The sequence below is a fragment of the Pseudoalteromonas luteoviolacea CPMOR-1 genome, assembly GCF_001625685.1.
Taxonomy (GTDB): domain Bacteria; phylum Pseudomonadota; class Gammaproteobacteria; order Enterobacterales; family Alteromonadaceae; genus Pseudoalteromonas; species Pseudoalteromonas luteoviolacea_K.
This window is the reverse complement of sequence record NZ_AUYC01000032.1, coordinates 41,929-64,217: the sequence shown is the minus strand read 5'-3', so window position 1 is coordinate 64,217 and position 22,289 is coordinate 41,929. Positions and strand designations below refer to the sequence as shown.

The window sequence follows — 22,289 nt, the reverse complement described above, 5'->3', positions numbered from 1 at the left end:
AAGAATGGCGAATATACTTTAGTTTTTATCGTCAACTTACTAGCCAAAGCTCACCTGTGTAGAACTAGATGTAGTAAGAACAGCGTAGAGATTATCAAAACTCAAAATTTACTTGCACAGGGTAATGATCTGACAATTCATTATAGTAACCACTATGGTAATACCGGCCTGAATTCAGATTCCAATTTCCTTTTAAGTAACTCCAATACCAGTTTTTAGCCGCTTTTGGATAATGCACAACCATATTAGGGTTATTCTTCGGTTGTTTATAGTCTTGATGCCAAAACACATAGTCTAACGTATCATTGTAGTCTAGGTTGTAGTCAAAATAGTATGCGTTCGCTTTCGTAAACCAGTTATGTTTGGCAGAAAAAGAGCCAACTGCTGGGGTTTCAAAATTTAATTTGCTGCGCGCAGTTGAAAGCATATCCGCAATTTCATGCTGCTTACTCCACTCTACATTCATGTCTCCGCCAATTATCACGGGCTCACTGGTAGAAATGTTTTCAGCCTCAATAAATGTTTGAATTTCCCTTAGCTGTCCCATGCGAACACGATGCTCTTGTTCTGTATTTCCGTCATGCGTTGCTTGTAAGTGAGTGCCAACTAAATGATAGTATTGCCCGCCTTTATTGACCTTTACGTAAGCAAAGCCTTTGTTGGCCAGATAATCCCAACTACCGCTCAAACTATTTGTAAAAACATGTGCCTTCTGTGAAACAATTGGATATTTAGAAATGATGACCACCCCGCCGCGAATAACAAACGGGCTATTTGAACAATTCCCGGTTAAGCCATCCCAGCCGCTACCACTACAATCTTGCCCGACATTCGGCGTTTGATAAGGGTAAATATCTGATAGTACTGCCAACGCTTGCTCTGCATCACCATTAAATACTTCATTCACAATAATCACATCAGGGCTATCAGTGAGTGACTTTATAGCTGAAGGCAACCGCTCTGCCCTATTTGCCTGATCCCAATCTTGAACATTTAGCTGCATAATATTATATGCCATCACTTTTATCGATTGAGCCATACTATGTGTACTTAATAGCATTAAAGCACAGAACAGGGGTAATTTTATCTTCATTTTTTCTCCAATACTTCTTTGATTTATAGCTTTAATTTAAATAATCACTCATTAACGCAATAATAAGACGCGCCACAATGGTAAAATTTCAGCACTGGGAATATAAATTTGTGACATGTCAAATTCGTTTCTAAAACCCTTTATTTAAATTAAATTTTTTATTTATATTTATTTATTTTTTAAGTAATTTTTATGACATGGGAAACTGAATCAGTGATTAGATTTATAATCGGAGAAAGTCGGTAAAGAAAGAAGGGGAAGTGCATGTGAACACCTTATTTCAAATGCAGATGTTATCAGCTGTGCAACCGGCAGTCACACGCCTCTTTTTGACGGTAACTGGATAACACCCGGTACCCATATTGGTTTAATTGGAAACCACCATAAACAATACAGAGAGTGCGATACACGCACAGTTACCCAAAGTACAGTATTCGTTGATAATCGCTCAAACGTACTTTATAAGGCAGGTGAATTATTGATACCCATCAAAGCAGGCGTGATCAGTACTTACAATGTCAAAGCTGAGTTTACAGCACTTTGTCAAAGTAATACTTTTCAGCGTGAATCTGTTGGCACTGCACTCAGTGATTTCATAACCGCAAAGCTCGTTTATGACTTAGTTCAAAAGTAAAGCCAAGTGTAAGCTATGCCAGGTAGTCGATGTGAATCTTGACGCGATAAACGGCTTTATAACACACGAGTGTGCCATCAAGTTCATATGCATATCAATTACCATTACTGTGGTTTAACCTATAGTAAAAAAGTGCTTTATGACGATGATTTTTACATTCGCTATAAGTCTGGAGTAGAGTATAAGGTTTTGGCAGACAAACAACATATATGGCATTTATGACTAGACAAGCTCATAATCATATTTAGAAATAAGGCACCGTATTAATAAAGTGCCTTAAAAGGCCATAAACTAGACTTGCTGAACCGTTAAATATAAGTCTCTACACAAGCTGGCACATTCCAGTTGCAAGTTATTAGCATCTACAATATTTAAACTAAAATCGGATGCTAAAAAGGACTGTCCCCCCGTATTCTTTACCGAAGTAATATCGAGTAAAACATTTCCTTTTACAGGATCTGGCACGCCTATTACGGTAAGGTACCCTTTGATTAAGCCAAAGCCTGAGCTCCCATTTTTCATTGCAGTAATCGACACATGATATGTTTTAGTGCTGCTGTATACGAGTGGCCCTTGAAACTGCTCAAGATAGAAGTTTGCAAATTGCTCCGTTTTTACATCAGATGGGGCAATGAGGTTTAAGACCTGAGGCTGTTTATTTTCAGAGGATGTGACTACTCCTCCCATTACGAGGTTGTTAACCGTGAAATCTGGATTGTATGATGCTGTCGTACTCGTGATACCAGTATAAATCGACCATGGGGACTTATTGACCAATGCATTGCCAATCTTACTGTTAATAAAGGTTTTATTTTGTGCAGGCACAATATGAGCTGAGGATAAGTGCTTAGCCACTTGAGAGTTTATAAACGTAATCGGACAATCGTAGAGCCCATCAATAGAGGTCGTGCCATTAATTACTGAAGTATTAAACACTAACTGTGCATTTGGTAGAGTGTTTGTTACTTTATCTCCATAGCCACAATATACACTCCCTCCAGTAATTAAGTTACTTACTACAATATCTGACTCAGCACCGGGAGGGATAATTATTACACTATTTACCGAGGAAACCGTACAATCATTCAAACGGATCCCTTCTACACGCATATTGCTCGTTAGTTGTTCAGTAGCTTGATTAAAAATACTTAATGCACGAGATGCACCTGGCATATCATGACGCAACGAAATATCGATGTCCCGAAACTCAATCGCGCCATTTTCGCCCTCAACAGTCGACTTATTTAATGAAAAACCGGTTTTACTTTGTTTCGCACTACCAGAGGCTATAAGGTTCAACTTAATCCCAGCACATATGTGAGTACGGCCACCTATTAAATCCAAACTACCACCATTAGAAGTGCCCTTTTCATAAACAAGTATACGAGACAACTCTGTTGGTAAATCGTAGTTCTGGTTAAGAGTAAGATTAGCCTCTATGTCTTCACAACTGCCGTATGAACCTATATTTACCGTCGCCGCTGTAGACTCGGTAATCGTCCCAGACCGAACTGTAACGCCCGAAACACCATAAGCAAAAAAGCCCCTGTGAATATTCGACACTTTTAAACTATTGACTACCAAATCATCACCAGAGCACTGGCATACAAGGCCATACCCTAAGTATTCAAATGATGGATTAAAAGTCATTTCCGTGTTGTCTATCAGGATATTATCAATCACGATATCTCGAGAGCGATATGCTGAGCTTCTCCCATGCTTTTGATAATCAGATAAGTCCGTTGTTGCCCTCACCCCACTGACATTTTTACCCTGTACGGTTCCACCTCTCACTTTATGGCTGCCCTGCTCTTTGTGACAAATATATAACAAAGTCAGCGTGTCGCCGAGTTCTGCCTTTTTACCATTTGCATGTCCTTTTATTTGATCAAAGCTAAACCCATTTGTTCCCTTACATTCAAATAATATGGCAGGACCTTGACGAGGTGCAGATTCAATGACAGGTGGATCAACTCGCAGCTCAGACTCTCCCATTTTAATATCAATGTCATTGTGACCATCGGTTGAGAAATAAACAGGTAACCCTGCTGTCGAATTTGCTGCCGTTAACTTGTAAGCTCGTTTCGCTGACAAATCAAAAGTTAACTGATGTTTTAACGTATACGCCCAATATTTATTTAACGCGGAGGTATCATCTACTATACCATCGCCTATTGCCCCAAAAACACATGCATTAGTGTCTTTATTTGGACGGAGCACCAAACATATTGACAATGCTTCGTGAATTTCAAAGTTGGCACCGATGTAACGCCCAGCTATAAATTGACCATCAATGATATCGCTGTCATTACCTTTTATTTTTTTCAGTGAATAAACAGCACGACCACAACGGCTTTCTTCACTATTCCACACAACTTGAATAAGCGAACTGTCATTGCACATCGTACTGAGTGTCGTACTCGACTCCTCTTTCAATGAAGCAATGGCTTCACTCAGTGTTTTATATTGTCTTACTGGTTGAACAATTATGTTTTCGACTGTGACCACACTAAACTCCTTTAAATTTATATTTAGTTCTGATAGCTGTGATTCGAGACACAACCTCAGGTGGCACACGACAAACAGCACGTGTAATGTCTCGAACCAAAACCATTGTTATTAAATTGTTAAAAAACCTAAAGGACAATAATGCCCTAAACACACGAGATAACAGGTACACCCTAATTATTTATCGCGACAACAATGGAACATTTTGTAGAGTGCTTTTTCTTCAATGCTAAACCATTTATATTGATGACCCTTAAGTTGCAACTCGGACAAAAATTGTTCTCAACACTCATGGAGTATTTTGTGACCATAGAAAGTTATATTGCTTTATTTAGTGCCATGTTTATCGTGGGTATTATCCCTGGGCCTGCTGTGTTTGCTATTACCACAGCTTCAATGACTGGTGGTTTTCGACGAGGTGCCGCAATGACATTGGGGCTTATTATTGCTGATTATCTTTTCATACTTTTAGCAATTTCAGGGTTAGCTTTTATTGCTGATGCTTTGGGTGGCGCATTCACAATCATTAAATATATATGTGCGGCCTACTTAATTTGGATGGGTATAAAACTATTTATGTCCAAACCTACAGTAAATATGCAAAAAGCTCCCACTTCCAAGCATCATATCGATGTACTGGCGGGTTTTTTATTAACCATGAGCAACCCAAAAGCCATCATTTTTTATGTTGCGCTCTTTCCTGCTTTCGTTGATTTTCAGGCAATTACAATCACTGATATTTTCGGCATTTTTATGTGTGCTACCCTTGCGTTTGGCTCTGTTAACTTGGGGTATTCGTATCTGTTTGCAAAAGCAAAGTACTTTGTTTCAACGTCACAGAGAATGCGTATTTTCAATAAACTTGCAGGCAGTTTATTAGCAACCACAGGTGTGGCTGTCGCAATTAGGACTTAGCCTACAATAAACTCGAATTTCAGGGATAGGATAATATGGAACTATTGCTTGGACTGCTCGCATTTACCACATCATTAATTGCTGCCATTGTCGGATTTGGCGGTGGCATGCTATTGCTCGCCATTTTACCGATATTTTTAAGCCCAACATTGCTTATTCCTATACATGGCCTCACCCAAGTCACCAGTAATGTATCTCGAGCGTTGTTTTCACTTTCCGATGTCCAGTGGTCACTCCTCCCCGCTTTTTCGATAGGCTCAATCCTCGGCACACTGCTATTCGGTATGGTTTTATACAACATGCCTACAACCTATATCCCAGTCGCAATTGGCCTGTATATCTTATTAAATCTCTGGTATTCACCTTTTTCGAATTTTATTCAGCGCTTCGAAAACTTTTATATCATTGGCGCTTTGCAAACAGGCTTAGGACTCATTGTCGGTGCCACTGGACCATTATCGTTGACTGTACTGACTAAACAGCTCCAATCTAAAGACCAAGTCGTCGCTACCAGTGCCGTGTTTATGACGCTGAGTCACCTTGCTAAAATTCCAGTTTTTTTGCTGGTTTCATCCGAACTTCAGGCAAGTAGCTACCTAATTATTGCGATGATGAGCGGTGCGATATTAGGCTCTTACGTTGGTACTAAGGTACGTTTTTCAATAGATAATAATAAGCTTATCGGCGTGATTAAACTCCTGCTGAGCATCTTGGCAATCAACATGATAATATCTGTCTCCACCTCTCTCTAACAACATATTACTTACATTTAGTAAAGCACATCGTTACCCAGTTTAAACACAATACTAATGTCTCAAGCAATTAACTCCATACTCCATCCATATTCTTAGCATATAATAAAAAAGATTTAGATAAGATAGAGAAACGACATGCGCTTGATCCCATACGCTCTTTTGAGCTTAGCCACTTTAACTGGGTGTCAATTCAGCGAAAATGACACACCAGACGTTACAGTAGTAACACCTGCACCTGAAGTACAAAGTAACTTAGAAATCACAGAGATATCAACGGGTCCACTCGATATGCTGGCACCAAATGATACCGTCAAAACTTACTACACAGTTGATGTAACAGGTTTTGATAATGTGGACGTCGAAGTTCACTTTTACTTAATGCACTCAGACGAATTAGACTCGCAAAGTGAGCAAGAAGCCGCAATTGAAGACATTCAACAAATCGCTGTTGTTGAATTAGCAGGACTTTCATCAGGTACCAGTGAACATGAGATTGAGCTAACACTACCAAACGCGCTAGAAGGGGGTAACTACCATATTTTGGCGCAAATTGACCCGAATGATTTGCACGCAGAAGATATTGAAGAGGACAACCACCCTTCAGTTGACCACGAGCCGCACTTAGAAGGTAACTTCCCACATGCTGATATCGTCGTTCGCGAACAAGAAGGCCACGACTATAAATTGCTGGGGGCTGAATTTGGTCAAACTGCGTTGATCTTAGATACGCCAGATGTGAATAATGGCACAAGTGATCACCACTCTGATCTTATCGGTTACTTTGAAGCGGACTATGAGGGCACAAACTTAGGCCTGTCTCATATCAAAGCAGAAGTCATGGTTGCAGGTAACTGGGTTGAAACGCACTTTTGGGATGCAACAGCGGGTCAATACACTGACACACTTGCCCATGAGTTCAGAGCAGAATTACACGACGAACATATTGGTTTTGATATCGCACTAGAGCCTGAGTTAATCAAAAGCTTGCATGACAACTACAATGCCGATGCAGAAAATACACTAGAACTGAGATTTACTCTGATTGATGCCGCTCAAGATGCTGAGACAAACACAGACAACAACCAAGTACTCACCTCTATTCCATTTTACTTTTTTGAGCAGGAAGACGACACACAAGTACCTGCAAGTCGTTCAGCTAGATTTACTGAACACGCAATTGTGCCTGCTTCTGTGGGACTGGCGAATATCAACTTCCAAAGTGAATTTGATAAATCATACGGCGACAAATCTAAGTTCAGTGTAGGTGTAGACTTACAAGGTCAGCTATTTATCGTCCCTACAGGCGACCCAGGTGGCCGCATTACAGGTGAAGGTACAGTCGAAGCTTACTTTTTCAATGCAAAAAATACACTATTTAGTATTTCCTATAATGGTAGTGCTTATATCAGTGGCCTAAACACAGGTTATGAGTCTGAAATGATCATCTTCAATAATGTGGTCTTCGAAGATGAAAAGTTCACCGCCAAGTATGAAAAATCATGGGAAAAAAAATGGGAAGAAGACAAAACCTTAGCCCAGGCAACTTTCACGGTTGGTCCTATCCCGATTAAAGTAGAAGCTGGTGTCACTGGCAACCTAGGCTTTGAACTGACAGTAGGCTACAACGCTGAACTATATGCCGAAGGTGATTTATTCCACGTAGATTTTGGTGCTTTTGGTCGAGGTGGCGTAAACCTATTGGTTGCTTCAGCGGGTGTACAGGCGATCTTAACTTTAATTGATAACACATTTGCTATGGAATCAAATGCAGGTTTTGCCCTACTCACTAATAACAACGCTAACCCTCATATTTATTATGGTATTGAACTTAAAAATGACCTAGATGTTATTTCCGGTAAGTTTGGTTTATACGCAGAAACGTATGGTGTTAAATGGTGCAAAAAGTGGGGGATCCCTTATCCATGTGGTAAGAAAACATCTCGCTATGATCTTTGGTTATATCAAACCAACAGTGTGTTTGATAAATCTTGGACTATTTACTCCAAAGAAGGTGAAATCGATCTATGATCACGCTTAACAAAGCGATGCTAGCCAGTGCACTTTGTGCACTGGCTGTTTCAAATACAACTAATGCAAACTGCTCCGCACAATACAATTTTGAAATAGATACACACACCACGTTTAATTACGATAAAGTGAGCCAGCAAGGCCAACAAACCCACATTAAGCTCACAGGTATACTTTCAATCAAAGCTGCAGAGCATAACGATGAGACCGGTTGGTGGGCCATCAAAGCAGATCAGGTCACAGCTGGCCAGGGGCTTTTTGGATCAGAACTTGCGACCTACACACTCCCTTTCGCGTTCAAGCTGGCAGACAACGGGCTAGTTACAGACTTTTGGTTTCCGGTAAAACTTGAAACGCAAATACAAGAGCAACTCAAAGGTTTGGCGTATTATTTTCAGTTTCAACGCAACAGCCCCGAATTAGAAAAAAAAGAACAAGATACACTTGGGCACTATACAGTCTCGTATCAATTTAAAGATGCAGAGATCACTTTTAACAAACACACTTATGACCTACATAACGGATCACAAGCCGCCTTGCAAACTGTCAATGTGGCGTCGTCGGGTCATCACATCGCACCAAACGAATGTTTTTTTACGCACCGTAGAGGGCAAGAGGTACTGCTATTTTCTGGCCAATCGCAAAGCTTAAATTTAAAAACTAAACAACAGTATCAATTTAAACCTGCAGATTCAGCGTTCCCATCAGCCCTGTTTACCATGCCTGCAGAATTAGAAAACTGGCCAAGTGCAGAAAAAACACTCAGTACAGACGAGCTTGAACAACTCAAAAAGTCTCTACACAGCTTGGTGAGTAAAGACAATTTAACCGATATTTCTGCCTATGACTTAGCTAAGCAACTGAGTCAATTTGATGCCGTAATTAGCTCTCTAGAATCGGTGTTTTTGCAGCAAACACTCTCAGATGAAGTACAAATGCGACTGTTTAATGCATTAGGCCAGCTCGATAGCGCAAATAGCCAGCTACTACTTGGCCATATATTAGTTAAAGCAGAGAAAGATCCACTCATGCAATTTCGCGCGCTGCGCGCACTTTCACAGGGGCAAAGCCCACTCAGTCCAGCACTTGGCGCATTACTCACCGAGCAAATAGAAGCTGGCTTTTCAAGCTTAGATTCCGAGGTTACCAGCAGCTTTTATATGACCATTGGCGCCATGCTAAATAACAGAGCTGCAAATGCAGAGTCTCTAAAGCTGCATAATGTACTGTCTGAGCAATTATCATTAGTCACCGAAACCCATATCAAATCAGCGCTTATTACCAGTTTAGGTAATAGCCGAGATGAACAGCACTTTGACCAAATTGACAGTTATATACAGGATACTGATAAAAGCGTGCAACGTGCCTCGATTAGGGCACTGGGCATGATGCAAACTGAGCAAGCTTACTCGAGCTTAGAAAAACAACTTGCTAAGCCCCAGCATCAAAACCAAGTTACACTGTTAAAGGCTTTATCAAATTACCAACTTAAGCCAGCTGCCAGTGACGCAGTACTTGCCATTGCGGTGAATAACCCCACAGCAGAAAGTCGTTATGCAGCGATTCAGGCACTGGCAACACAAAAAAACCAAGATGGCATAAAAAGCACATTAAGATCAGCTTTAAAAAAGGAAACCTCAAAGCGCAATTTTAAGGCCATTGTTGAGCTGCTTCACAGCCCTGCGTCAAACACACCATAAACTTTCAAGTTATGGCTTCGTCTAATTTCTTGTTGGTCGAAGCCATACTTCATGACATGTCAGCGCTTCGCACTCAGGTAACTTATATTTACTTAGGACCAGTCCATGACACTCCATCCTTCCACCCCGATTGTTCGCAGCTTCGATATGCAAATGGCACACACTTTTTATATTGAATTTTTAGAATTTAAGGTAGATTGGCAACATCAACATCAAGCTGATTTACCTGTCTACATGCAGATATCTAAAGACGCCTGCACATTGCATTTATCAGAACATTTTGCAGATGCGTCTCCAGGTGCGAGTATTAGAATTGGCTGTGAAGACTTGAAAGCTTATCAAACACAGCTCATTCAAAAGCAGTATAAACATGCCAAGCCCTCCATCACCGAGCAGCTTTGGGGCATTGAGATGACCATATCAGATCCATTTGGTAATAGGCTTATCTTTTTTCAAACAGTTGAATGATGGGCGCTCAGAATCGCCCATCACATTTGATTTGCAATAATTAGTCTTTCATTTGCTCTATGGCAACAATCTCTGAGCGATTCATTGTGAGCTTATATCTTTCTAGCTGTGAGTCTTCGCCTGATTTAAAGCGCATCACTAAGTTAATTTGATATCGGCGCTCCACAGAATTTTTAGACACTTTGTGTCCTTCAAGGCTATACAGCTTTCCAGCGCCTTTTTTTAAATAGCGCACAAATGAGCTCATATTAAAGGTGATCCGCTGCTGTACTTCCTCATACCCGGGCAAAAACTCATCTATTTGCACTTGGTTTTTACAACTAAAGTGCAACAGGTTAGCTTCTTGGCGATTCTGTCTGCCACGCTTTTTAAGCAGTTTGTCGACATCCTCTGGGATATCCTTCTTTTTAATGTGCTCTAACCAAATGGTTTGTGTGCATACCGTTTCGTCATTAACTGAATTTTTAAATTTGTTGCGCCACTTAGGCCTGCCTTTTTGCACTTTACGCCAAGCCCATTGCGTCAGATCATCTTTAAAAGTTTCTCTCAAACCGTAGATCACGCCTAACAGTGCAATAAGGGCGACGGTAATTTCTTCAAAATTAGAACGCGCATTCAGCACCAAGTACATCACAAATGCCATGATCACCGCAGTCACTGCGCCACGAGCGAGACGCTTTAAATTGGCGCCCAAGTTGGTCGTTTCTTTATTAAACACGACGCCATACTCAATAAGCCTTTCCAATAAGCGCATCTTGTTAGTAATGCGATTTGGGTCATCAAGTGTCACTTGTGAGTTATAACTTTGCTTTTCACGGTAGAGGTTTTCTTGTTTACAAAAATCTATCACCTCCCCTCGCTCTTTGCTGAATTCGCTCGACTTCGGACCTCGTGCCAGTAATTTCAAAAAGGCTTGTTCAGTGTGCCAACTTAAATAATTGTCCGCATTTTGAAAGTAGGATTTAAGTCGGTTATCCGGTGGCGTGTAGCGTCTTAACTTCACCAAAAGCTTTGCGCTTTGCTCCACTAACTCCAAAGCGGCGGGGTAAAACTCTTCAGCTTGCTTGAGCTTCAAGGTTTGCTTAACGTCCGCATCTAATGCTATGCGAATTTGGTAGCAAAATAGGTTTAGATTTACGCGATAATCACTTTTTTGACCTTTGCTTTGACTTATAAAACGGCTGCGCACCAACGGCAAATGTAACTGCTCAGAATAATAGGCACTGTGGCATTTTATATTGGCATTAAAGTAATCGACTTCGTTTAAGGTGTTGGCGTTGATCCCCATATCGATTGGAATGGAAAAATATAGATCAAGCTGATTTGTCTCTTTGGGTAGGAGCTGATAGTTAATTTTAAATGATAGGCTTTCGTCTTGGCTTAGTTTTACTTTGCTCACTCGAATAATTTCCCTCCTATTTTTAACACTCGCTAAGTATAACACAAATCCTTTCCTAACATTGGTTTAAGCTGTTAAAAACTCAAGTATCACGACAAAAATTCATTATGCTCAGATTGCCAATACGAGGATAATACCCCTTTTATTTTGTAGGAATTAACATGTCAGATATACAACAAGAAACCCTTGCTGAGTTTATTGAACGCGTCACTCATCAGGGAGAGTCCGTTGAGTTTGATCACACCATTCAACTTATCGATAGCCTATATGACTTTACACCTTGTGCGTTTAAAAATGGTGAGCAAACTAATGAAGCTGGAACAAATCTAGGGTCATGCAAAATTTTTGCTTTTGCAAAACAGCACAAATTATCAAAGCAAGCCACCCTACACTGTTTTGGACAGTTCTACCGACACGATGTGCTTAACCATCCAGATGGGGATGACCATGGCAATATCAGAAACTTTATCAAATCTGGCTGGGACGGTATTTCATTTCAAGATAACCCACTCAGCGCACGTGTCTAAGGACATAATTTAAGGGTTCTACTCACAAAACAATTGATCGGTTTATCAGCCAATACGTACAGTTAACAAACTCAATTTTTGGCATCAAAATGGATCACGTAGATACATCAAGAATCATAGAAATGGCGTGGGAAGACAGAACGCCGTTTGAGGCCATACAGCGTTTGTATGGCCTCAATGAAAAAGCGGTGATTAAGTTAATGCGCACACAGCTCAAAGCGAGTAGTTTTAAACTTTGGCGAGAGAGGGTCTCAGGTCGAAAAACAAAACACCTGAGGTTGCGCTCACCTGAGGTAAACCGTGGATACTGCCCAACCCAATACAAACAAAGATAAGGCACTCTCCTTACATTCAAGTCAAAGGACAAGCAGAGGAACGGCTTGTCCTCTCTTAGTCAAGAGCTATGTTGGTTTTTAATTAGCTATAAATTGATAACCCCACTCCCTTAATTCATTTTCTTTGCACACTTTGCAACTAGCTTGGCACAGTAAAAAACCAGTCTAAACATTGGTTTAAATTATAAGCGCTCAATTATTCATACTACATGGTAAGGATCCACTCCATGCGTATTAAATTTTCAAAACTCACCAAAATGACAGCCGCACTGGCTGTTTCAATGGGCGTGCACACTGTCAGTTATGCGTGCACAGGCCTAGATAGCAGCATCAATGTCACCACCAATACCATACATAACGGCATGATGACCTATCTTTCATTTACACTCACCAATAATCGACACACATTGCATGCATTAGGTGGCGATAATTTCGTTAAAATGACGTATGGCAACACCTGCGAAATGTTCGATATCAGTAATTACAATGGTGTACAGGTCAATTTGAGTAATTATGGCAATACATACAACGGCCAAAGTCTGCATACCCACCAGCTTATCCATGGTGGCAATGGCGATGATGTCATTAGAACGGGTAATAAAGTAGATTATGTCTATTCAGGTGATGGTAATGACCAGCTATTCACCTTCGGCGATACAGATATCGTAGATGCAGGCGGCGGTATAGATTGTGCTGAAGTCGGCACTGCTGGCTCTATCGCTCAACGCCCTGAAAATCATGAATTATCGAGCTGTGCTAACTTCTCGACAATTATCAGTAAAACCCAAAGCTGTACTGGCGGCGGCGCGCTATTCACAGACTATTATGTCAATGGTGTTTGGGGCATTCAGTCAAAGATCAACAGTGTGAGCTACACGTTTGAGCAATATGGTGAACTGGTTTTTGTTAACGCAACGCTTGGTAACTCAACAGCCTGCTCAACCCCTAACACCTCAAATATCGACCTTATTTTTGCCAAATTGAGTAGTGGTAACGATACCTTGAATGCTTCAGCAGTTACTTACAACATGACGGTATACGGCCTTGAAGGTAAAGATAATATTACCACTGGCAGCGGCCATGATTGGGTATTTGGCGGGAGCAATAAAGATACCATACGCGGTGGTGCGGGCAATGACTGGCTGATGGGCGATTCACGTATTGAAACAGATAAACGTGGTGTTGTTTTTACGCTTCCCTTAGGCAGCTCGGCAACCGCGCAAGACAAAATATATGGACAAGATGGTCACGACGTGATTTTTGGTAATGGCCATTCGGATCACCTTGAAGGTGGTAATGGTGATGATCTGGTTTTTGGTAATGCCGGTGATAAAGATCGCTTACATGGTAACAGTGGCGATGATATCTTGGTTGATTCTGGCGGTAACAAATGGAAAAAACGCGCAAAGCTTTGGGGCGGAAGCGGTAACGACATCGTGTTATGTGAAGGTGGTGACTGCGAGCTCTTTGGTGGTGGCAGTGCAGACTTAGTGGCGAGTTTCTCTCAATATAATAACGACATCGGATTATACGGCGGTGCAGGTGGCGATACTCTGTATAACCGCGGAGATCAATATCCAGAAGGCACTGGCGGCAGCGGTAACGACCGATGCCATGGCCCATGTGATCTCATAAAATCAGCCGGCTATGGCATTGGTGGTGACAGCATTGAAGCCGCAGCTAATTACTCTGCAGGAGTAATGACAGCAACACATGAGCAAACATTGGATCTGCGAAATTTCAGTGGTAATCACAGTGATTTTAGTAAACTCATTGCTGATTTAGTTGACCAAGCAGCGCTCGATTACTGGCAAAATAATCGTCACCAGTCAATCTATGTGATTGAAGGTAAAAAGTAACTAAAACCCTTAACTTGGTAGCCACCTCTGTGCTACCAAGTTAGTGTAAATTAAACAACAATTCACGGTTATTTACGTCACCGCTTCTAAGTAAATTAAGTTATTCATTGCCTCTTCATTGGTACTACCACACATTTCCCTGTCTGCTTTAAAATCGCTACACACTTGAGGGCGCTCAGGCTTACCAAAGATAGAACATAAATTCTTGTCGTTTAAGTGTTCACAGCGAATGTTAGCAGCCTTGCCCAAAGAGCTGATACTTGGCGCGATACAGCATGCACCACAGCCTAATCTACAGTCCATAAAAAGCCCCCATTTAATCCAAAGGAACTATTATACCCGTACCGCTGTCCTCTGTATGTAATCTACACAAAATATATACCGCTTTTAGCAATTGTAAAAATGTAACGGGGTACGCAATGCTTTGTTACATATTGAGGTGATATCAAAACACCTTGAAATATCTATTGGCGTATTATTGATGGTAATTGATACGTTGATGATCATTACCAGCGTATCCAAATTGTCAATTCAGGAAGGAATTAACATCGTGGCTAGTAAAAAACAAATTATTTTACCGGGTGTGGTCTTGCTTGGCGGTATCGCAAGTGCAATTGCGTTTGCGTCGATGAAAACGCCCCCCGCTGAAAAAGAACAAAAAATCATTCACCCATTAGTAGAAGTAGCGCCTATTCAGGTGGCACCTCTAGAAATGTCCGTCAACTCTTACGGCATCGTGAAACCCAAATACAGCACCAAATTGGTCGCACAAGTCAGCGGACAAATCATTGACCTTTCTGCGCAATTTGTGAAAGGCGGATTTGTCAAAAAAGGCGATGTATTAGCACGTATTGACCCCAATGACTACGAAGCTGCACTCATTGACGCAGAAGCTACCCTTGCACAAGCGAGCTCTGCTTTAGAGATTGAACAAGCACAAGCACATGTTGCCAAAACAGAATGGGAGCGAATTAAAAATAATGCGAGCTCTACTATTCCCTCTGAGCTGTATCTAAGAAAACCACAACTTGCAGAGAAGCTGGCCAGATTTAAAGCAGCACAAGCGAGTGTAAAACGTGCAAAAAGAAACTTAGAACGCACGTATATCAAAGCGCCCTATGATGCCATCATTGAAAGTCGAGCACTCAGCCTAGGCAGTGTTGTTAATCTGGGTAGTTCGGTTGGCGTGCTAAATGCGATTTCTGTCGCAGAAGTCCGTTTGCCTGTCGCAGACAGCGATCTGCAACATCTCAAAGACAATGGCATCGACGCTAAAGTGACATTAATGGCCAAAGTAGCAGGCCAAGACGTTGCTTGGCAGGGTAAAATTGTGCGCAGCGAGGGCGTTATAGATAATCGCAGCCGCATGACCTACTTAGTTGCACAAGTTGAACGCCCTTATGACAACGCCCAAGCACCGCTTCGTTTCGGCGCTTATCTAAATGCACAAATCAAAGGCAAATTGCTGAATAACGCAGTAGAGATCCCACACCACCTCGTACGTGATGGCAAAGTCGCTATCTTAAATAAAGACCGTACTCTCACATTTAAAACGTTAAATGTCGTCAGAGAATATGATGGCTTGGTGGTTGCCAATCAAGGTCTTGAGTCAGGTCAACAGTTAATTACCTCCTCTTTAGAATTCCCAACCGAAGGTATGCAGCTTAGTGTGGATGATAGCCAAGTTGCAGCACCTTCTAATGCGTTAGCATTGAAAGAGGAGTAATACCAGATGGATACTCAAGAAAAAGGCCTAATAGCGTGGTTTGCACGTAATCCTGTCGCTGCAAACCTACTGATGATTTTTATTCTCGTCGGTGGATTGCTCACTGCATTTACAATTCAAAAGCAATTGTTCCCACAAAACACCAATTATTGGTTAAGTATCCAAGCCATCTACCCAGGTGCAGCCCCTCAGGAAGTAGAAGAAGGGATCACCATTAAGGTAGAGGAATCAATGGAAGGCCTCGAGGGCATCAAACGATTGATCACCTACTCCAATAGAGGCTATTCACAAACTTGGATTGAAGTTGATCATCAATACGACCCAAAAGACGTACTTGATGAAGTCAAAATGCAGGTTGATGCCATCTCAACCTTTCCTGCGGGTATGGAACGCCCTATCATTCGTAACGAAAAAAATGAACAGGAAGTCATGCTCCTGACACTCAACGGAGATATGAGCTTTGAAGAGCTTAAGCACCTTGGCAACAACTTGCATGATGAAATGCTGGCTTTATCTGGTGTAAATTTAGTTACTTTCAATGGCGGCCTTAATTACGAGATTGGCATTGAAGTCAGTCCAGATAAGCTGCGCGAATATGGTCTCACATTCAGAAATATCGCGGATGCGGTACGTAACTATTCTGCCAATATGTCAGCAGGTCAAATCCGCTCAGACAATGGCTACATCTCTATGCGAGTAGAAAACCAAGCTTATCGAGGTCATGATTTTGAGCAACTCCCTTTAATCACATTAGAAGATGGTGCGCAAATTCGTTTAGGTGATGTTGCCACCATCTCAGATGGCTTCGAAGAAGGCCTAATGTACTCTCTCTACAACGGCAGAAATTCACTCATCTACGAAGTACGCGCGTCTAAAGATCAAGATATTACAAACGTTGCAGGAGTCATCAAAAACTACCTCAATGAAAAACAAGGTCAGTTACCACAGGGCGTGAAACTAGAACCATTCTTAGATTTTACCTATTACCTTGAAGGCCGCCTCAACATGATGGTTGAAAATATGATCATTGGCGGTGTGCTGGTTATGCTTATGCTGGCACTCTTTTTAAGAATTAGGTTAGCATTTTGGGTCATGATGGGCCTACCAGTATCGTTTTTAGGCGCGTTTTTACTCATGCCAGCCGGTACTATTGATATCACCATCAACCTTGCCTCTTTATTTGCATTTATACTGGTACTGGGGATTGTCGTAGACGATGCCATTGTCGTCGGTGAATCCGCGCACGCTGAAATAGAAAAACATGGCCACAGTTTGGACAACGTCGTACGTGGTGTTAAACGTGTAGCAGTCCCTGCTACATTTGGTGTACTCACCACTATTGCCGCATTTTTCCCTCAAACGTTATCCACCGGGCCTGAAGCGGCATTTTCTAAAGCCATTGGTGGCGTGATCATTCTCTGTTTGATTTTCTCACTGATTGAGTCAAAGCTAATATTGCCAGCACACCTCGCAGCAATGAAAGACAAACCAAGCAACCCAAACAACCCATTTCACCGCCTGCGTGAAGCATTAGATAATGGCCTAAAGAACTTCATTGAAAACATCTATAGACCTTCTATTGAAAAGTGTATTCACTATCGCTATACCGTCATTGTCGGTTTCATCTGTATTTTAATTGTCAGTGTTGGACTATTTATGGGTGGATTTATCAAGTTTGTTGCCAATCCTAAAATCCCTCATGATTTCCCAAGCATACAAGTGGAAATGAATTTATCTTCCTCAGAATCTGCGACGCTTGAAACCATTAAAAAGCTTGAGGCCATGCTTTATCAAGTCGAGCAGCAAATTGAGCAAGAGCACAATCAGGTCATGGTTAAGAATTTTGCTGTCAACATGAATGGCAGGACCAATGCCACGATCCGCGCTGTGCTGGTTGAGCCTCATTTACGTCCAATTGATACTTTTGAGTTAAGTGCCCTATGGCGCGAGAATATGCCATTACTACCAGGCGTTAAAAATTTAAATATTCAAGACAGTATTTCTGATGGTGGCCGAGATGATGGAGATATCAGCTTCCGATTAGAGGGCAAGGACAAAGAAACACTCAAAGAAGTCGCACAAAGACTAAAAGATAAGCTCAGAACCATTGAAGGTGTGGGTGATGTTAACGATTCAATGCAATCTGCAACAGATGAAATTCAGCTTGAGCTCAAACCGCTTGCATACAGTATGGGGCTAACCCTTGCAGATGTAGCGTCACAAGTTAACTTTAGTTACTACGGTATTGAAGCTCAGCGGATCTTGAGAAATGGTGAAGAAATTAAGGTCATGATCCGCTATCCAGAGGCACAACGAGATGCCATCAGCGACATCCAAGACGTACGTATTATTTCACCTACTGGGGCTGAAATTCCCTTAGTTGAAATTGCTGACATCAAACAGGTAGAAGGCGTGAGTCGCATCCGACGTGAGAACTCTAAACGCACCGTGAGTGTTTGGGCGTCAATCGATACAGATAAAGCTGAACCTTTCAAAATAGCTGAACAAATTAGCGAAGAATATCTACCAAGCCTATTGGAAGGATATCCCGGTGTTACAAGTAGCATTGCAGGTCGCATTCAAGAAGAAATGGACAGCGTTGCCGAGCAATTCAGAGACTTTGCCATTTCAATGATGATCATCTTTGCATTACTGGCGATACCACTTCGCTCATACTCTCAACCTCTGTTGATCATGTCCGTCATTCCTTTTGGTGTTGTTGGCGCGGTGTTTGGTCACATGGTACTGGGCATGACGATGAGCGGCCTGTCTATGTTTGGTATTATCGCGGTCGCTGGGGTTGTCGTTAATGATTCACTGGTGATGGTTGATTTTGTCAATAAAGCCAGAGAGCAAGGGATGAGTATAAAAGAAGCCGTTGTTGAAGCTGGTTGTCGCCGCTTCAGAGCAATCTTGCTTACATCTCTAACAACGTTTATTGGTCTTGTGCCCATTATTATGGAAACCAGTTTGCAAGCACAGATTGTCATCCCAATGGCTGTGTCGTTAGCATTTGGTGTACTGTTCGCCACTGTCATCACATTATTGCTCATCCCATGTCAATACGTCATGTTAGAGGACATTAAACACCTCATTAGAAAGGTACTGCGCCGACAAAAAGCCGAGCAGCCTCAAGTGCCCTCGAACGTCAACTAACACGAGTACTTCACTTCCTGAACGAGCCCAGCATCACGCTGGGCTCTTACACTTAATTACAAACCCTAAACAATTGCCTACCTTGGTGTTCAGTTTTCATTCAATTAAATCCGCCTATCTTTCATGTGGTTAAATATTAACTACTCATACCAACAACAGCATATATTAAGGACTAAAAATGCGAAAATTACTCATAGCTCCATTAATCACTTTACTCACAGCCTGCGGAGGCAGCGATGGTAATGATAATTCAAGCAATACTATTCCGCCCCGACCAGACCAAAGTCAAAATCAACCTGTCGCTGATAATACTGCCCCCACAATAGTGATCACAGGCGAGACCATTGCGCTCTCTCAAGAGTCCATCACATTATCAACTCAGCTTGCTGACGCAGAGAACGATGACTTATCCATGAACTGGAAAAGCTCATTAGCCGATGTCACGTTTAAGCAAAACTCACTCTCTGAGACAATTGTAACCTTTCCTGCTGTGACTGAGAAAAAAAGCATAGTGATAACCTGTGAAGTATCAGACGGCATCAATCAAGCAGTAAGTAAAACCTTTAACATCACCCTTTACCCTGAAAGCATCGGTGCACACATCCAAATGGCTGATGAATATAAGTTTGAAGGCGGCAGTAATGTCAGCATTAATGTGCCTTTCGAAACAACGTCCACGATAAAGTCGGTCACTTGGGACATTGAAAGCTTTACTCCTGACTATCAAGAAGTGACTAATAGCTTAGCAGATACACATGGTGACTCCTCGCTTAACCTCCAACTTCCTGCAGTTACCGAAGTCATAGAGTTCTTCGTGACCATCATTATCGAAACAAACAATGGCGCGCACAAACAAACGGCAAAAATAAAAGTTTCTCCAGCTGATGGACCTGTATTAAATGTTTCTCTTGCAAAAGGATATGCAGTGTCTTCAAAAGCACATTTAAGTATCGTGCCGACGATTGCAAATTCTGCTGATATTATTCGTTATGCGTGGAGCTGGACCCCAGACCCAAAACCCACAGAGCCTTCATCTACAAAACGTATTTATCAATTTTACGCACCGAATGTTGAGCAAGAAACTGACTTTGACGTGTCACTAGAAGTCACGATGAAAGGTAATATTACAAAAACAGCAACCACAACAGTTAAAGTATCACCTATACCCGCTGACAATACGCTTACACTCTCTAGCTCTCACGCCCTTGCCGCTGCTGGCCAAACCGTCATTATTAAAAGTAACCTAGAAGATACCTCTGAGGTGGAGTCTGTAACTTGGGATATTGATGGTGGCTTTGATAAAAGCTTGCTAGTAGAAGCGCCTAATCAGCTTACAATAGAATTGCCAGAGCCTGACGACCTTAAAAAGCTTCATCATGTGCATTACGAAGTTAAATATAACTCTGGCGTTACCAAAACCGCTAAGATCCCTCTAGTATATCTCAGTAAGTCAGCAACAAGAGGAGAAATTCAGCTTAAAAATGAGTATCAAGAATTTGATATCTATCCACAACAAGAAGTGACTGCCAATTACACTCTCACAAGTAGTGTTCCGTTAGACAGTGTGCGCGTAGTTGCTGCATTTGGCACATATACTTATGACAAACTTGAATCTGAGTATCTTAATAATAATCTTGCAATTACAGTGCTAGATAATGACGTACCTTTGGCTGGTAGACGATTTTTCAAGGTCATCGCTAAAGCAGGGTTAGCAGAAAAAGAGTTTAATATCACTGCACACGCATACGACTCTTTACTTCGAGCCTATTCTGGCATCGACGAGGTATTTATTTCCGGTGACCGCATCTCTGTTTTCGGGCAATTAGTTCACGTGGACGATAAACGTGAGTATACGCCTAACTGGTCTTCAGATACTGCAAGATTTACATTTGAAAACCCACAAACGCTGACCAATGAAGCAATCATAAATGAGGCTTTTCGTCCGGAAGCTGGCACCATTAAATTGAGGTTATCAAGCCAAGATGAAAATGCGACCGCAACTCGTAGCGAGCTGCAAATCAGATTTGCTGACGACATAACTATCAAAGGAAGTAAATACCGCTGTACAGTGAAAGATCGTATTTTACAAGAGTGCGTCGATGAAAATGAACAACTGCATTTTGAACACCCACCGGCACAGCTAAAACAAGTGATCACACGAGGCAGTTATGTCTGCTTACTAGGTTATGACGGTCAAGTTCAATGCGATGGTGAACAAGGAAACCCCGTACTTGAAACCCCAAACTTAACCGATATCGTTAGACTCAATGCTGTTGGTCCAGAAACGGCATGTGGACAACGTCAAGATACGAACTGGCAATGCTGGGGGAAAAATGCAACAGAGATTGACAGCTTGCTTGAGATACCAGGTCAAGTACATCAGATATTAAACCTAAATGAACAAACTTGCCTAGTCCGAGATGGGCGGATGCAATGCTATCAAAGCGGCCAAAAAATCTTTGAAAGTACAGGTAAATTTGTATCAACGTTACTCGAAAGAGATGGTCAAATTTGTTACCAGCCTAAAAGTTCATACATTGTAAGCTGCCCACTCAGTCACTAAGCTAATGGACTCACCTCTGTCAACTCACAGGTGAGTCCCACAAAGAGCTTAATTACAAATCATTATAAAAATAATCTATTTATATTAATTTAAAATGGTAAGTTAGGTTATTTTAACTAGTCTTCTTTACAAACGCAGAGAATGCAGACACACTAGAACAAGTGTCTTGTAATTCTCTCGTATTATGAAATTTTCCTCTTTAATTATCGTTTTAATTACGTTTTTGTTAACTGCTTGTGGCAATGAAGAAGCTGGCCGAGGTGATAAAGATACTCCGGGCTTTGCCGCCACGATGTACTTTGACGCCCTTTACAATAAAAAAGATATGAAGGTGGCGTTAGATCTTGCCACACCAAGACTTGCGAGGATCATGCGTTCATACGGGACGCCCTCACAATTCACCAGAAATCTTGTTAACATGCAATTTGACCATGTCACAATAGAGCTCGATATGACCAATAAAAGTTTGAGAGAGCAATACGGTAAAAAAGCGAAAGTGAATCTGATTTTTACAGGGCAATTGCACGGAAATCAAGTCGACGATATGCGCAGCGTGCAAATGGTCAAACGTAAGGGCAACTGGTATGTAGATAAAATTAACCCAGACCCTTACGCGCGATAAG

17 protein-coding genes are annotated in these 22,289 nt (G+C 41.6%); 13 read left to right on the top strand and 4 right to left on the bottom strand.

What is annotated here, in order from left to right; genetic code table 11:
* Positions 1 to 94 precede the first annotated feature (94 nt).
* Positions 95 to 1,093, bottom strand: coding sequence for a sphingomyelin phosphodiesterase (locus tag N473_RS13955; RefSeq protein ID WP_063368448.1), 999 nt, complete (start codon positions 1,091 to 1,093; stop codon positions 95 to 97).
* A 277-nt stretch (positions 1,094 to 1,370) separates the two neighbouring features.
* Here N473_RS13955 and N473_RS25875 point away from each other — a divergent pair, with 277 nt between their 5' ends.
* Positions 1,371 to 1,727: a hypothetical protein gene (locus tag N473_RS25875; protein WP_081221179.1), complete on the top strand. Its 357-nt coding sequence runs from the start codon at positions 1,371 to 1,373 to the stop codon at positions 1,725 to 1,727.
* 291 nt (positions 1,728 to 2,018) lie between these two features.
* On the opposite strand, the gene N473_RS13950 is transcribed toward N473_RS25875, so the two are convergent.
* A complete protein-coding gene (locus N473_RS13950) occupies positions 2,019 to 4,235 on the bottom strand; it encodes a hypothetical protein (protein WP_063368447.1) in 2,217 nt (738 codons plus the stop codon).
* Between the two features lie 303 nt (positions 4,236 to 4,538).
* Between N473_RS13950 and N473_RS13945 the strand changes: the two genes are divergently transcribed.
* From N473_RS13945 to N473_RS13925, 5 genes are all read left to right on the top strand, one after another.
* Positions 4,539 to 5,150, top strand: coding sequence for a LysE family translocator (locus N473_RS13945; RefSeq protein ID WP_063368466.1), 612 nt, complete (start codon positions 4,539 to 4,541; stop codon positions 5,148 to 5,150).
* 35 nt (positions 5,151 to 5,185) lie between these two features.
* Positions 5,186 to 5,902, top strand: a complete 717-nt coding sequence (locus N473_RS13940; protein ID WP_063368446.1) for a sulfite exporter TauE/SafE family protein — start codon at positions 5,186 to 5,188, stop codon at positions 5,900 to 5,902.
* 138 nt (positions 5,903 to 6,040) lie between these two features.
* The gene (locus tag N473_RS13935) at positions 6,041 to 7,933 is read left to right on the top strand and encodes a hypothetical protein (RefSeq protein WP_063368445.1); all 1,893 of its coding nucleotides are present in this window, start codon (positions 6,041 to 6,043) and stop codon (positions 7,931 to 7,933) included.
* Positions 7,930 to 9,633 (top strand): HEAT repeat domain-containing protein, encoded by a 1,704-nt coding sequence (locus N473_RS13930; RefSeq protein ID WP_063368444.1) that lies wholly within the window; start codon positions 7,930 to 7,932, stop codon positions 9,631 to 9,633. The genes N473_RS13935 and N473_RS13930 overlap by 4 nt, the downstream gene beginning before the upstream one ends.
* A 105-nt stretch (positions 9,634 to 9,738) precedes the next feature.
* The gene (locus N473_RS13925) at positions 9,739 to 10,101 is read left to right on the top strand and encodes a glyoxalase superfamily protein (RefSeq protein ID WP_063368443.1); all 363 of its coding nucleotides are present in this window, start codon (positions 9,739 to 9,741) and stop codon (positions 10,099 to 10,101) included.
* Between the two features lie 40 nt (positions 10,102 to 10,141).
* Here the strand turns inward: N473_RS13925 and N473_RS13920 are convergent, their stop codons facing one another.
* The gene (locus tag N473_RS13920) at positions 10,142 to 11,500 is read right to left on the bottom strand and encodes a hypothetical protein (RefSeq protein WP_063368442.1); all 1,359 of its coding nucleotides are present in this window, start codon (positions 11,498 to 11,500) and stop codon (positions 10,142 to 10,144) included.
* A gap of 161 nt (positions 11,501 to 11,661) precedes the next feature.
* Here N473_RS13920 and N473_RS13915 point away from each other — a divergent pair, with 161 nt between their 5' ends.
* From N473_RS13915 to N473_RS13905, 3 genes are all read left to right on the top strand, one after another.
* A complete protein-coding gene (locus tag N473_RS13915; RefSeq protein WP_063368441.1) occupies positions 11,662 to 12,027 on the top strand; it encodes a HopJ type III effector protein in 366 nt (121 codons plus the stop codon).
* An 89-nt stretch (positions 12,028 to 12,116) separates the two neighbouring features.
* The gene (locus N473_RS13910) at positions 12,117 to 12,362 is read left to right on the top strand and encodes a TIGR03643 family protein (protein ID WP_063368440.1); all 246 of its coding nucleotides are present in this window, start codon (positions 12,117 to 12,119) and stop codon (positions 12,360 to 12,362) included.
* A 227-nt stretch (positions 12,363 to 12,589) separates the two neighbouring features.
* A complete protein-coding gene (locus tag N473_RS13905) occupies positions 12,590 to 14,221 on the top strand; it encodes a calcium-binding protein (protein WP_063368439.1) in 1,632 nt (543 codons plus the stop codon).
* A 72-nt stretch (positions 14,222 to 14,293) separates the two neighbouring features.
* On the opposite strand, the gene N473_RS13900 is transcribed toward N473_RS13905, so the two are convergent.
* The gene (locus tag N473_RS13900) at positions 14,294 to 14,524 is read right to left on the bottom strand and encodes a hypothetical protein (RefSeq protein WP_063368438.1); all 231 of its coding nucleotides are present in this window, start codon (positions 14,522 to 14,524) and stop codon (positions 14,294 to 14,296) included.
* A gap of 247 nt (positions 14,525 to 14,771) precedes the next feature.
* Here N473_RS13900 and N473_RS13895 point away from each other — a divergent pair, with 247 nt between their 5' ends.
* The 4 genes from N473_RS13895 (at position 14,772) to N473_RS13880 (ending at position 22,288) form a co-directional block, all read left to right on the top strand.
* Complete coding sequence (locus N473_RS13895; RefSeq protein WP_063368465.1) at positions 14,772 to 15,947, top strand: efflux RND transporter periplasmic adaptor subunit; 1,176 nt, start codon at positions 14,772 to 14,774, stop codon at positions 15,945 to 15,947.
* 6 nt (positions 15,948 to 15,953) lie between these two features.
* Positions 15,954 to 19,103 (top strand): efflux RND transporter permease subunit, encoded by a 3,150-nt coding sequence (locus N473_RS13890; RefSeq protein WP_063368437.1) that lies wholly within the window; start codon positions 15,954 to 15,956, stop codon positions 19,101 to 19,103.
* 178 nt (positions 19,104 to 19,281) lie between these two features.
* Entirely contained in the window at positions 19,282 to 21,666 is a 2,385-nt protein-coding gene (locus N473_RS13885; protein ID WP_063368436.1) for a hypothetical protein, read from the top strand.
* A 184-nt stretch (positions 21,667 to 21,850) separates the two neighbouring features.
* Entirely contained in the window at positions 21,851 to 22,288 is a 438-nt protein-coding gene (locus tag N473_RS13880) for a hypothetical protein (RefSeq protein WP_080760087.1), read from the top strand.
* Position 22,289: the final 1 nt, after the last annotated feature.

Excerpts from the sequence above, each read along its gene's own strand:
- N473_RS13885 (WP_063368436.1), top strand. The coding sequence starts at position 19,282 with ATGCGAAAATTACTCATAGCTCCATTAATCACTTTACTCACAGCCTGC.
- N473_RS13955 (WP_063368448.1), bottom strand. The coding sequence starts at position 1,093 with ATGAAGATAAAATTACCCCTGTTCTGTGCTTTAATGCTATTAAGTACA.
- N473_RS13905 (WP_063368439.1), top strand. The coding sequence starts at position 12,590 with ATGCGTATTAAATTTTCAAAACTCACCAAAATGACAGCCGCACTGGCT.
- N473_RS13935 (WP_063368445.1), top strand. The coding sequence starts at position 6,041 with ATGCGCTTGATCCCATACGCTCTTTTGAGCTTAGCCACTTTAACTGGG.
- N473_RS13940 (WP_063368446.1), top strand. The coding sequence starts at position 5,186 with ATGGAACTATTGCTTGGACTGCTCGCATTTACCACATCATTAATTGCT.
- N473_RS13930 (WP_063368444.1), top strand. The coding sequence starts at position 7,930 with ATGATCACGCTTAACAAAGCGATGCTAGCCAGTGCACTTTGTGCACTG.
- N473_RS13880 (WP_080760087.1), top strand. The coding sequence starts at position 21,851 with ATGAAATTTTCCTCTTTAATTATCGTTTTAATTACGTTTTTGTTAACT.
- N473_RS13890 (WP_063368437.1), top strand. The coding sequence starts at position 15,954 with ATGGATACTCAAGAAAAAGGCCTAATAGCGTGGTTTGCACGTAATCCT.
- N473_RS13915 (WP_063368441.1), top strand. The coding sequence starts at position 11,662 with ATGTCAGATATACAACAAGAAACCCTTGCTGAGTTTATTGAACGCGTC.
- N473_RS13910 (WP_063368440.1), top strand. The coding sequence starts at position 12,117 with ATGGATCACGTAGATACATCAAGAATCATAGAAATGGCGTGGGAAGAC.
- N473_RS13900 (WP_063368438.1), bottom strand. The coding sequence starts at position 14,524 with ATGGACTGTAGATTAGGCTGTGGTGCATGCTGTATCGCGCCAAGTATC.
- N473_RS13925 (WP_063368443.1), top strand. The coding sequence starts at position 9,739 with ATGACACTCCATCCTTCCACCCCGATTGTTCGCAGCTTCGATATGCAA.